This window comes from Geodermatophilus sp. FMUSA9-8 (genome assembly GCF_037034165.1).
Taxonomy (GTDB): Bacteria; Actinomycetota; Actinomycetes; order Mycobacteriales; family Geodermatophilaceae; genus Geodermatophilus; species Geodermatophilus nigrescens.
The window spans coordinates 54,382-65,899 of record NZ_JBAGKE010000005.1 but is presented as its reverse complement, the minus strand read 5'-3'; the positions used below and the strand labels follow the sequence as shown (position 1 = coordinate 65,899).

11 protein-coding genes are annotated in these 11,518 nt (G+C 77.4%); 5 read left to right on the top strand and 6 right to left on the bottom strand.

Annotation, left to right across the window (positions count from 1 at the left end; genetic code table 11):
• Window positions 1-75: 75 nt before the first annotated feature.
• Complete coding sequence (locus WA616_RS11990; RefSeq protein ID WP_336030066.1) at window positions 76-489, bottom strand: VOC family protein; 414 nt, start codon at window positions 487-489, stop codon at window positions 76-78.
• Between the two features lie 24 nt (window positions 490-513).
• On the opposite strand from WA616_RS11990, the gene WA616_RS11985 reads away from it, so the two are divergent.
• Window positions 514-1,299, top strand: a complete 786-nt coding sequence (locus WA616_RS11985) for a DUF72 domain-containing protein (RefSeq protein ID WP_336030063.1) — start codon at window positions 514-516, stop codon at window positions 1,297-1,299.
• Window positions 1,300-1,301: 2 nt separating this feature from the next.
• On the opposite strand, the gene WA616_RS11980 is transcribed toward WA616_RS11985, so the two are convergent.
• Both WA616_RS11980 and WA616_RS11975 read right to left on the bottom strand, forming a co-directional pair.
• The gene (locus tag WA616_RS11980) at window positions 1,302-2,030 is read right to left on the bottom strand and encodes a hypothetical protein (RefSeq protein ID WP_336030061.1); all 729 of its coding nucleotides are present in this window, start codon (window positions 2,028-2,030) and stop codon (window positions 1,302-1,304) included.
• 45 nt (window positions 2,031-2,075) lie between these two features.
• Window positions 2,076-3,071, bottom strand: coding sequence for a Gfo/Idh/MocA family protein (locus tag WA616_RS11975; protein WP_336030059.1), 996 nt, complete (start codon window positions 3,069-3,071; stop codon window positions 2,076-2,078).
• 35 nt (window positions 3,072-3,106) lie between these two features.
• On the opposite strand from WA616_RS11975, the gene WA616_RS11970 reads away from it, so the two are divergent.
• Window positions 3,107-3,382: a DUF4031 domain-containing protein gene (locus WA616_RS11970; protein WP_336030058.1), complete on the top strand. Its 276-nt coding sequence runs from the start codon at window positions 3,107-3,109 to the stop codon at window positions 3,380-3,382.
• Here the strand turns inward: WA616_RS11970 and WA616_RS11965 are convergent.
• From WA616_RS11965 to WA616_RS11955, 3 genes are all read right to left on the bottom strand, one after another.
• Window positions 3,354-3,971, bottom strand: a complete 618-nt coding sequence (locus tag WA616_RS11965; RefSeq protein ID WP_336030056.1) for an HD domain-containing protein — start codon at window positions 3,969-3,971, stop codon at window positions 3,354-3,356. The genes WA616_RS11970 and WA616_RS11965 overlap by 29 nt on opposite strands.
• The gene (locus WA616_RS11960; protein WP_336030054.1) at window positions 3,968-5,239 is read right to left on the bottom strand and encodes an ArgE/DapE family deacylase; all 1,272 of its coding nucleotides are present in this window, start codon (window positions 5,237-5,239) and stop codon (window positions 3,968-3,970) included. The genes WA616_RS11965 and WA616_RS11960 overlap by 4 nt, the downstream gene beginning before the upstream one ends.
• Window positions 5,240-5,449: 210 nt before the next feature.
• Complete coding sequence (locus tag WA616_RS11955) at window positions 5,450-6,838, bottom strand: glucose-6-phosphate dehydrogenase (RefSeq protein WP_336030053.1); 1,389 nt, start codon at window positions 6,836-6,838, stop codon at window positions 5,450-5,452.
• 84 nt (window positions 6,839-6,922) lie between these two features.
• On the opposite strand from WA616_RS11955, the gene WA616_RS11950 reads away from it, so the two are divergent.
• The 3 genes from WA616_RS11950 to WA616_RS11940 all read left to right on the top strand — a co-directional run bounded on the left by WA616_RS11950 (window position 6,923) and on the right by WA616_RS11940 (window position 11,500).
• The gene (locus WA616_RS11950) at window positions 6,923-8,218 is read left to right on the top strand and encodes an MFS transporter (protein ID WP_336030051.1); all 1,296 of its coding nucleotides are present in this window, start codon (window positions 6,923-6,925) and stop codon (window positions 8,216-8,218) included.
• A gap of 148 nt (window positions 8,219-8,366) precedes the next feature.
• Window positions 8,367-8,498, top strand: coding sequence for a hypothetical protein (locus WA616_RS11945; protein ID WP_336030049.1), 132 nt, complete (start codon window positions 8,367-8,369; stop codon window positions 8,496-8,498).
• A 71-nt stretch (window positions 8,499-8,569) separates the two neighbouring features.
• A complete protein-coding gene (locus WA616_RS11940) occupies window positions 8,570-11,500 on the top strand; it encodes a helix-turn-helix transcriptional regulator (RefSeq protein WP_336030045.1) in 2,931 nt (976 codons plus the stop codon).
• The last annotated feature ends 18 nt before the right edge of the window (window positions 11,501-11,518 follow it).

The following is an 11,518-nucleotide window of genomic DNA, read 5'->3' as shown; positions in this document are numbered from 1 at the left end:
CGTGTGACACCAGCAACGCCCGGGAGGGGCGGTCCCGCATCGCGCGGGGCCGCCCCTGTCGGCGTCTCCGGGGCGTCAGTCCCGCGGGGGCGGGAAGCAGCAGAACTCGTTGCCCTCGGGGTCGGCGAGCACGTCCCAGCCGATCTCCCCGGCGTCCTCGTCCGCCTCGTGGCCGGGGCGCTCGTCGGACGGCCGCACCACGGTGGCGCCGGCGGCCCGCAGCGCCGCCGAGTCGCCCACGACGTCGAGGTGCACGCGGTTCTTCACCACCTTCCCCTCGGGCACCGGGTTGACCCAGATCAGCGGCCCGGCGCCCGACGGGTCGACGATCGGCACCGGCCACCCGCGCGGCCGCGTCCAGCCCGGCTCGGGTGGCGCCACCTCGTCGCGGCGGACGTAGCCCATGGCGGCGCACCACCAGTCGGCGAGCGCCTGGTGGTCGCGGGCGTCGATGCAGAGGTCCTTGAAGCGGGCGGGTGCGTCGGCCATGGAGGCGGAGGGTAGGCCGACGGCGTGGCCGTGGTGATCGGGACCTCGGGGTGGCAGTACCGCGACTGGCGCGGCCGCTTCTACCCGCAGCGCCTGCCGCAGCGGCTGTGGCTGGAGCACCACGCGCAGCACTTCGCCACGGTCGAGAGCAACGCGGCCTTCTACCGGCTGCCCGCCCGCGAGACCTTCGCAGCCTGGCGCGAGCGCACCCCGCCCGACTACCGCTGGGCGGTCAAGGCCAGCCGCTTCCTCACCCACGTCAAGCGGCTGCGCGAGCCCGAGGAGCCGGTGGCCCGCCTCGTGCAGCACGCCGAGGGCCTCGGCGACCGGCTCGACGTCGTCCTGCTGCAGCTGCCGCCCACGCTCAAGGCCGACGCCGGCCTGCTGCGCGACTGCCTCGCCTGCTTCCCGCCCGGCGTCCGCGTCGCCGTCGAGCCGCGGCACGCCACGTGGGAGACCGACGAGGTCCGCGACCTGCTCGAACGGTACGGCGCGGCGCTGTGCTGGGCCGACCGCGCCGAGCGGCCGGTCACCCCGCTGTGGCGCACCGCCGGCTGGGGCTACCTCCGGCTGCACACCGGTGCAGAGGGCTGGGGCTACCCGCCGGCGGTGCTCGAGGAGTGGGCGCAGCGCCTGGCGGCGACCTGGGCCGACGACGAGGACGTGTTCGTCTACCTCAACAACGATCCGGGCGGGGCCGCCGTCGTCGACGCCGTCACCCTGGCCGGCGCCGTGCGGCGGGCCGGGCGCACACCCACCCGCGTGCCGACGCCCGAGCAGGCGAGCGGCCGGGCCTGGACCGCCGCCTGAGCTCAGTGGTCGCGGCCGCCGTGCCCGGATCCCGAGCCCGAGTCGTCGCCGGAGTCGTCGGACCCGGAGTCGTCGGACCCGGAGTCGTCGGACCCGGAGTCGTCGGACCCGGAGTCGTCGGAGCCCGAGTGGGACCCGGAGTCGTCCCCCGAGTCGTGCCCGGAGTCGTCGTCGGAGCTGCCGGACGGGGTGGCGCCGGAGTGGTGGCCGGGCTCGTCGTCGTCGGAGCCGGAGACCGTCGCCGTGGCGCCGGGGGTGGGGTCGTCCTCGGGGTGGTCCCGGCCCGAGCCCGAGCCGGTCCCGGCGGGGGAGGGGCCGGCGCCGGTCGGCCGCGCCGCGGTGTTCGGCGGGGCGGGCGCGCGCGTCGGCGCCGCCGTCGGCCCGTCGGCCCCGTCGTCGCCGGGCGTGCCGGTGGCCGGGGAGCCCGAGGGGTCGGCCGAGGGGCTCGCCGTGGTGGTCGACGTGGTGGTCGCCGTGGGGGCGGCCGGGTCGGCCCCCGCGTCGTCGTCGTGCGTCGCGGCCGCGCGGCCGTCGCCGGAGTCGGGCACGTCGAGCGGCGTCACCGACTCGAGGACACCGGCGACGCCGTCCTGGACCGGGCCGGGGAGGACGCCGGTGAGGCCGGCGCCGGTGACCCCGGCGACGGCGATGCCGAGCCCCGCCGTGGCCTGGGCGACGGCCGAGGCGGAGGTGAGCTTGGCGAGCGCGGTGGCGAGCCCGGTGAGCAGCATGCCGATGTCATCGGCATCACACCCCGGCTCTTGACCCGGCGAGCTTCAGAGGGCGTGCGGGTCCTCGCGGTGGTGGACGCCGAGCTGGTGCGCCGCCTGCTCCAGCACGTCCTGCACGGCCAGGGTGTCGGCCAGCGGCATGACGTCGCTCTCCGTGCGGCCGGCCTGCAGGCACCGCGTCACCTCGGCCAGCTCGTGCGAGTAGCCCGTGCCGTCCGGCGGGAGGGTGATCTCCTCCGGCTCGGCGCCGGTGCGGTGCAGCACGATCGTGGCCGGGTGGTGGAAGCGGGGGAGGACGTCGATCCAGCCGCCGGTGCCGAACACCCGCGCCTGCCCCGGGGTCGGGTAGCGCAGCGAGGTGGTCAGCGTGGCGCTGCGGCCGTCGTCGTAGGTCAGCAGCAGTGCGGCCTCGGCGTCGGCGCCGGTGGGGAACGTGGACCCGGCGGCGGTGACCCGGTCGGGCGTGCCGAGCAGCATCTGGGCGAAGGAGACGACGTAGACGCCGAGGTCGAGCAGCGCGCCGCCGCCGAGCTCGAGGGCGAACAGCCGGTCGGCGGGGTCGTAGGCGCGGTCGACGCCGAGGTCGGCCTGCACCGAGCGCACCTCGCCGATCGCGCCGTCGGCGATCAGCTCCCGCATCCGGACGACGGCCGGCTGGAAGCGGGTCCACATCGCCTCCATGACGAACACCCCGTTCGCCCGGGCGGCGTCGACCACCTCCCGCGCGCCGGCCGTCGTCGCGGTGAACGCCTTCTCCACCAGCAGCGCCTTGCCGGCCTCGATCGCGGCCAGCGCCACCGCGTGGTGCTGCGGGTGCGGGGTGGCGAGGTAGAGGACGTCGACGTCGGGGTCGGCCACCAGCTCGGCGTAGGAGCCGTGGGCCCGCTCCAGCCCGTGCTGCTGCGCGAACGCCTGCGCCCGGTCGGCCGACCGCGACGCCACGGCCACCGGCCGCGCGCCCTCCACGTGCCCGAAGTCGCCCATCACGCTCTGCGCGATGCGCCCCGGCCCGACGACGCCCCAGCGGATCTCGTTGCCCACGGCGACGACCGTAGCCGGAGGGCAGACTGCACCCCGTGTCCGTGCTGATCGACAGTCCCGTCTGGCCGTGGCGCGGCCGCCGGTGGTCCCACCTGGTCAGCGACGTGTCCCACGAGGAGCTGCACGCGTTCGTCGCCGCCGAGCTCGGCATCCCGCGGCGCGCCTTCCAGGGCGACCACTACGACGTCCCCGAGGACCTCTACGACGTCGCGGTGGCCGCCGGCGCGCAGCCCGTGGGCGCGCGCGAGCTGCTCGCCCGGCTGACGGCGGCGGGCCTGCGGGTCAGGAAGCGCGACCGCGCAGCAGGGTGAGCTCGGCGGCCAGGTTGGCCCGCGCCCGCGGCTCCCACTCCCGGGTGGCGGGCAGCCGGTAGAGCGCGGGCAGCGCCAGCAGCGACTCGAGCACGGCGGTGCGCCCGGCGGTGAAGACGTCGTCGGGCAGGTGGCCGTACTCCTCGCGGACCGCGGAGGCGTAGGCGGCGTAGGCCTCCGGCGGCCCGGCCAGCACGGCGAGGTCGGCGTCGCAGAGCACCGCGCCGTTCGCGTCGCCGGGCTCCGCGGCGTGCCCGGCGGTGAGCAGGACCAGCCGCTCGACCTCGGCCAGCCGCGCCTCCGGCACCAGCCCGGCGAGGCCCGCCCGCGCGCGGTCGGCGCTGGCCCGCTCGTTGTCGCCGCGGCGGGGGTCGTAGACGACGTCGTGGTACCAGGCGGCCAGCGCGACGGCGGCCGGGTCGGCGGCGGCCGCGCCCAGCTCGCCGACCAGGCCGAGGACGGCGGCCAGGTGGCGCAGGTCGTGGTAGCGGCGGTGCGGCTCGCTCCACGCGGCCACGACGGCCGCCCACTCGTCGCGCGCGGCGGGCGAGTCGCCGGCGAGCGCGGCGAACTCCGCCTGGCCGATCACGCGACCCCGCAGCGGCGCAGGGTGAGCAGTGCGAGCGCGCGCGCCACCGCCGTCACCTCGGCGACCGGAACCCGCTCGGCCGGGCCGTGCGCCAGGTGCAGGTCGCCCGGGCCCAGGTGCAGCGCGGGGATGCCGGCGGCGGCGTAGAGGCGCAGGTCGGTGCCGGCGTTCACGGCCCGCTCGGCGGGTTCACGGCCCCCGGCGTCGACCACCGCACCGCGCACGTCGGCGAGGAGGGCGTCCCCCCGCGGGAGCTCGCCCGGCGCGAAGGCCCCGCCGGTCCACGTCACCCGCACCGGGTGCGCGGCGAGCCACGGGTGCCCGGTGCAGAAACCGGCGACCCGCGCCTCGAACGCCGCGCGGGCGGCGGCCGGCGACTCGCCCAGCCGGACGCCGTAGCGGCCCTCGGCGACCAGCCGGTCGGGGACGGTGGAGGCCCAGTCGCCGGCGCGCACGGTGCCGACCGAGAGCCCGTACGGGTACCGCTCGCCGGCGAAGCGCGGGTCGGCGTCGCGCTGCCGGTCGGCCTCGAACGCCCGCAGGTCGGCGTGCACCTCGGCGAACAGCTCCACCGCGCTCACCCCGCGGTCGCGCATCGCGGCGTGCGCGGCGAGGCCCGCCACCTCCAGCCGGAAGGTGAGCGCCCCGGCCGCCGCGGTGACCACGGCGCCGTCGGTGGGCTCGGGGATGACGCAGGCGTCGCCGCGGTGCCCGCGGGCCAGCGTCGCCCACGCGCCGAGGCCGCCGTCCTCCTCGCCGACGACGCTGTGCAGCGCCACCGGCCGGCGCAGCCGCACGCCCGCCGCCCGCACCGCGGCCAGCGCCGCCAGCGACGCGGCCACCCCGCCCTTCATGTCGCAGGCCCCGCGCCCGAGCACCTCCCCGCCGACGACCCGCGGGGTGAACGGGTCGCCGTCCCACAGCGCCCGGTCGCCGGTCGGGACGACGTCGGTGTGCCCGCACAGCACCAGGGCGGGGTCGCCGTCGTCGGTGCCGGGCAGGGTGCCGACGACGCCCCACGCCTCCTCGCGCCCGACCTCCTGGCCGGGCGCGTCCGGCGCGGCCGCCGCGGCGGCGAGGTCGACGGCCCAGCGGTCGACGTCGCAGCCGAGCGCGTCGAGCTCGGCGGCGACGAGGTGCTGCACCTCCGACTCGGCCGCGCTGCCGCCCACGGAGGGGACGGCGACCAGCCGGCACAGCAGGTCGACGGCGGTGGCCTCGTCCACGGCGTCGAGCACGGCGGCCTCGGTCGGGGTCAGGTCGGCCACGGGGGTGATCCTCGCAGGCGGGGTGTGCCCCGGATCCCGTGTGTCAGCGCCCGGGGGAGGGGTACCCTGGGGATCGTCCGGACCGGGCGATTCTGTGTCCCCGGGTGCCAATTGGATACCGCCTCCACGGACCACCGCCCCGGCCTCGGCCGGGGGCCTGGAGCCGTGTTGTGCAACTCGCCGCGAGGCGACCAGAGCCCGGTCCGGACCTCAGCTCCCCAGCACCCACCCGCACGGGTCGGCGAGCCCCTTCGCGTCCGCCGGCCCCCAGGAGCCGGGCGCGTAGGGCTGCACCTCCGGCGGGTCCTCCAGCACCGGCCGCACCGCCCGCCAGGCCTGCTCGAGTCCCGCGCCGGTGGTGAACAGCGACCGGTCGCCCACGAGCACGTCGTGGATCAGCGAGGCGTAGGCCGGCAGCGGCTGGCCGCCGTCGACCTTGCCCAGGTCCAGCGTCGCCTCGGCGACCGCCATCTCCAGGTCGGGACCGGGCCGCTTGGTCACCAGGCCCAGGTCCAGCTCGCCGGCGCCGGACAGCGACAGGGACACGGTGTTGCCGCCGCCGGGCGTGGGGCCGGCCGGCCCGTCGGGCCGCTTCATGACCAGCGTGACCCGCTGGTGGCCCTCGGCCATGCGCTTGCCGGTGCGCAGCAGGAACGGCACGTCGCGCCAGCGGTCGGTGTCCACCCACAGCCGGGCGGCCACGAAGGTGTCGGTGCGGCTGTCGTCGGGGACGTCGTCGAGGTCGCGGTAGCCCTCGAACTGGCCGAGGACGACGTCCTCCCGGGCCAGCGGCCGGAACGCGGCCAGCACCGCCTCCCGCGCCTCCTGCAGGTCGGCCGGGCGCAGCGAGACCGGCGGCTCCATGGCGACCTCGGCGGCCACCTGGAACAGGTGGGTGACCAGCATGTCGAGCGTCGCGCCGGTGGCGTCGTAGAACTCGGCGCGGTCGGCGACGTCGAGGGTCTCGGGCACGTCGATCTGCACCTGGGCCACGTGCTCGCGGCTCCACACCGAGCTGAACAGCCCGTTGGCGAAGCGCAGGACGTGCAGGTCCTGGGTGCCCTCCTTGCCGAGGAAGTGGTCGATGCGGAAGACCTGCTCCTCGTCGAGGACCGAGTGCACCAGCTCGTCGAGCTCGCGGAACGCGTCGGGGGAGGTGCCGTAGGGCTTCTCGAACACGACGCGGGCCCCGGCGGCCAGGCCGTGGGCGTCGAGGCCGCGGGTGATGCCCTCGAAGGCGCCCGGCGGGACGGCGAGGTAGTGCACGAGCTGGGCGTCGCCGCCGAGCTCCTCGCGGGCCGCGGCGACGGCGTCGACCAGCTGCCCCGGGTCCTCGGGGGTGAAGCCGCCGCCGGCGAAGCGCAGCCGCTCGAGCAGGCCGTCGGCGGGCTCGCCGTCGCCGTGCTCGGACAGGGCGTCGCGGACGATGCCGCGGAAGTCGTCGTCGGACCGCTCCCCGCGGCCGCTGCCGACCAGCCGCCAGTCCGGGGGGAGCAGCCCGCGCCGCTCCAGCTGGTCGAAGGCGGGCAGCACCATGCGCGCGGCGAGGTCGCCGGTGGCGCCGTAGAGGACGAAGACGGTGGGGGAGAGGTCGGCCACGTCCCCAGCCTTCTCCCGCACCGGGGGCCGCGCGCGCCGGGTTCGACCTGCCGGGTGTGCCGTCCCTCACTAGCGTCGGTGCGCATGGCGCAGACGGCGAGCAGGCAGGGCACCGCCGAGCAGCACAGGCTGCCGGTGCGGACGCTGGTGTCGGCCAGCATCGGCAACGCCGTCGAGTGGTTCGACTGGACGGTGTACGCCACCTTCCTCGTGTACTTCTCCGGTCAGTTCTTCCCGTCGGAGAACGAGGCGCTGGCGCTGATCGGGACGACGTCGACCTACGCGCTGGCGTTCTTCTTCCGGCCGCTGGGCGGGGTGCTCATCGGCCGCTTCGCCGACCTGCGCGGCCGCAAGGCCGGCATGCTGCTGACCATCCTGCTGATGGCCGGCGGCTCGCTGGTGATCGCGCTGCTGCCCACCTACGAGCAGGTCGGCTGGTTCGCGCCGATCCTGCTGCTGCTGGCCCGCATCGCGCAGGGCCTGAGCCTCGGCGGCGAGGTGTCGGGTGCCTCGGCCTACCTCGCCGAGATCGCCCCGCCCGCGCGGCGCGGCCGCTACTCGGCGTTCTTCTACATCTCCACCGGGACGGCACTGCTGCTCGCCTCGCTGCTCGGCGTGCTGCTCACCGGCGTGCTCGACCAGGCGCAGCTGGAGTCCTACGGCTGGCGGATCGCGTTCGCCGTCGGCGGGCTGCTCGGCTTCGTCGGCCTGTGGCTGCGCCGCTCGCTGAGCGAGAGCGAGAGCTTCGAGGAGAACGCGGAGAAGGCGCGGGCGACGACGAACCCGCTGCTGCGCACGATCAGGGAGCACCCGCGGTCGGTCCTGCAGCTGTGCGCCTTCACGCTGCTGTCGACGCTGAGCTACTACACCTTCTTCAGCGCGCTGACCCCGTTCGCCGTGAACTTCCGCGACGCCGACGGCAACGACGTCTTCATCGCGCTGTCCATCGGCACCGCGCTGTTCATCGCGCTGTGCTACCCCTACGGCGCGCTGTCGGACCGGGTCGGCCGCAAGCCGGTGCTGCTCGCCTGGTCGGCGGCGACGGCGGTGCTCGTCGTCCCGCTGTCCTACCTCGTCCGCGACGACCTGGTCTCGCTGGTCGTCGTGTTCTGCGTCGGGCTCGGCCTCTACGCGGCGATGGCCTCGCTGGCGCCGGCGATCATGAGCGAGCTGTTCCCCACGGAGCTGCGGGCCACCGGCATCGGCGCCTGGTACAACACGACCGTCGCGCTGTTCGGCGGGACGGCGCCGCTGCTGATCACGTTCCTCTCCGACCGCGGCATGCCCACGGTGTTCTTCTGGTACGTCGCCGGGGCCGCCGTCGTCGCCTTCCTCGGCATCCTCACGCTGCCGGAGACGCGCGGCACCGAGCTGCGCTGAGGCCTGTCTGAGGGGGCCTCAGATCCCCTCGGGCCGTACTCAGGCCGCCACGCGCGCCGGGGACTGCGCGGTCGCCCGATGCCCGGGGTCCCGCCTCAGGCCGACCGTGGTCGTCGTCCACACGGGACGACGACACGAGGAGACGGCCGTGAGCATCTACCCCAACCCCGGGCTCGAGGCGGAGCTGGCCTACCGGCGCGAGGTCCTGCAGGCGATCGGGCACAACACCCGCACCCGCCGCGGCCCCTGGCGGCTGCGGCGCACCCGGCGGGCGGCCTGACGTCCCCCGCGCGGGCGGCCCGCGACCGGGGCCGGCCCGTCCTGTCCGCGGCGCGTGCCACGATCGGCGACGTGCCGCGGTGGGAGGACCGACCCCTGGTGGGCCGCGCGCGGGAGGTCGCCGCGCTGGAGTCCGCCGTCGACCGCGCGGCGGCCGGGCGCGGCTCGGCGGTGCTGGTGGCCGGCGACGCCGGCGTCGGCAAGTCGCGGCTGCTCGACGAGCTGGCCGCCCGGGCCGCCGGCCGCGGCCTGCGGGTGCTCACCGGGCACTGCGTCGACCTCGGCGAGGTGGGCCTGCCCTACCTGCCCTTCGTCGACCTGCTGCGCCCCGTGGCCGCCGAGCTCGGCGAGGGCGCGGCCGGGCTGTTCGCCGCCCGGGCGCGGGCCGCCGAGTCCGACGGCGCCGACCTCGACGCCGCGGTGCGCGCGCTGCGCCCGCCGGTCGACGACGGCCGGCTGCAGCTGTTCGAGGCGGTCGCCGGCGCGCTGGCCTCGCTCGCGGCGCAGGCGCCGGTGCTCGTGCTGCTGGAGGACCTGCACTGGGCCGACCGGTCGAGCCGCGACCTGCTGCGCTACCTGCTCGCGCGGCTGGCCGACGAGCCGGTCGCCGTCGTCGCCTCCTACCGCTCCGACGACCTGCACCGGCGGCACCCGCTGCGCCCGCTGCTGGCCGAGCTGGTGCGGCTGCCCGGCGTCGAGCGGCTCGACCTCGGCCCCCTGCCCGACCCCGCCGTCGAGGAGCTCGTGCGCGGCCTGGCCGCCGGGGTGGACGACCGCACGGTCGACGACGTGGTGGCCCGCGCCGAGGGCAACGCCTTCTACGCCGAGGAGCTGCTGGCCGCGGGCCTCGCGGGCGAGACGCTGCCGTGGGCGCTCACCGACGTGCTGCTCGCCCGGGTGGAGCAGCTGTCGCCGGCCGCCCAGCAGGTGCTGCGGGGCGTCGCGGTGGCCGGGCGGCGGGTGCGGCACGAGCTGCTGTCCGCCGTCGGCGGGCCGTCCGACGGCGACCTCGAGCGCGCGCTGGCCGAGGCCGTGCACTCGCACCTGCTCGTCGTCGACCCCGACGGCGCCTACCGCTTCCGGCACGCGCTGCTGCGCGAGGCCGTGCTGGCCGACCTGCTGCCCGGCGAGCGGGTGCGGCTGCACGCCGCCGTGGCCGCCCACCTGGCCGCCGTCCCCGGCGCGGGCACCGCGGCCGAGCGCGCCCACCACCTGCAGGAGAGCAACGACCTGCCCGGTGCGCTCGTGGCGTCGCTGGAGGCCGCGGACGAGGCCGGGCGCGCCGGTGCCCCCGCCGAGCGGCTGCAGCACCTGGAGGCCGCGCTCGCGCTGTGGCCGGCCGTCCCCGACGCCGCCGCCCGCGCGGGGCGCAGCCAGGTCGAGCTGCTCAAGCAGACCTCGGCCGCCGCCCGCCGCAGCGGCGAGCTGCACCGGGCGGTGGCGCTGCTGCGCGCGGCCCAGGACGTGCTCGGGCCCGACGGCGACCCGGTGATGCGGGCGAAGGTGCACTACACGCTGGCGCAGGCGCTGGCCCGCATCGAGGACCAGGCCGCCGCGGTGCGCGAGACCTCCGCGGCGATGGCGCTGGTCCCGGCCGACCCGCCGTCGCTGGCGCGCACCTGGGCGGCGGCCACCCACGCCCGGGCCTGCTACGAGGTGGGCCGCCGCGCGGAGGGCGACGCCGCCGCCGAGGAGGCGCTGGCCTCGGCCGACGCTCTGGGCCTGGACAGCGCCTGGGCCGACGTCGCGGTGTCGCTGGCCCGCTCGCACGGCGGCGACGAACTGCCCGCGCGGCTGGAGGAGGCGCTGGCGCGCGCCCGCCGGTCCGGCGACCCCGACGTCGAGATGCGGGTGCTGTTCAACCTGGCGATCGTCGCCTACGAGGCGGGGGCGTCGGAGGAGACGCTGCGCTGGAGCGACGTCGGGCTGGCGCGGGCGCGCGAGCTCGGCGTCGAGTGGTCGTTCTACGCCGCGGAGCTGCGGCACCTGGGCGTGGTGTCGCGCTACGTCCGCGGCGACTGGGACGGCAGCCTGGCGCTGGCCGACCGGCTGGCCCGGATGCCGGAGATGGCGGCGCACGTGCGGGCGGCCGGGCTGCTCGTGCAGGTCGGCCGCGGCGCCCCGGTGGCCGCCGAGCGGATCGCCTGGGCGCGCGGGCTGGTGGGCCGGCTCGACGCGCACGTGCTGCTGCTCCTGGCCACGGCGGGCGCGGAGATCGACCACGCCGCGTGGACCGGCGACCCGGCCACCGCGGTGCGCGCCGCCACCGACGCCGACGCCGCGCTCCGGCGGCTGTGGGGGCCCGAGCGGCTCGCCGTCCTCCGGCTGGTCACCACGGCGCTGGCCCCGGTGGGTGACGCGGTCGCCGCGGCCCGGCTGGCCGGGGACGCGGCTGCCGGAGCGGAGTGGACGGCGGCGGGGGAGGCGCTGCTCGCGCTGGGCCGGGAGGCGGTCGAGGACCACGCGCGGTCCGTGGGGCCGCACGGTGTCGAGGCGGCGGCGTGGCTGGCGCGGATGGAGGCGGAGGCCGCGCGGCTGGCCGGCCGGGCCGAGCCCGCGCTGTGGGCGGCCGCTGTCGGGGCGTTCGGCTACGGGCACGTCTACGAGGAGGCCCGCTGCCGGTGGCGGCTGGCCGAGGCGCTGGTCGCCGCGGGCGACCGCGACGCCGCGCTGGCGCCGCTGACCGCGGCGGCGGCGACCGCCCGCTCGCTGGGCGCGGCGCCGCTGCTCGACGCGGTGACCGCGCTGGCCCGCCGCGCCCGGCTCGAGCTGCCGGGCGCCGGCCGCGTGGTCGACGCGGCGGCGGTGTTCACCCCGCGCGAGACCGAGGTGCTGGCGCTGCTCGCCCGGGGCCGCACCAACCGGCAGATCGGCCGCGAGCTCTACATCAGCGAGAAGACCGCCAGCGTGCACGTGAGCAACATCCTGGCCAAGCTCGGCGCCGGCTCCCGCACGGAGGCGGTCGCCGTCGCGGCGTCGAGGGGCCTGCTGCCGACCGGCTGAGGGTGTGCACCTCCGCGG

Bases quoted from the DNA above. Each gene is read 5' to 3' on its own strand.
- WA616_RS11990 (WP_336030066.1), bottom strand. From the start codon at position 489: ATGGCCGACGCACCCGCCCGCTTCAAGGACCTCTGCATCGACGCCCGC.
- WA616_RS11980 (WP_336030061.1), bottom strand. From the start codon at position 2,030: ATGCTGCTCACCGGGCTCGCCACCGCGCTCGCCAAGCTCACCTCCGCC.
- WA616_RS11950 (WP_336030051.1), top strand. From the start codon at position 6,923: ATGGCGCAGACGGCGAGCAGGCAGGGCACCGCCGAGCAGCACAGGCTG.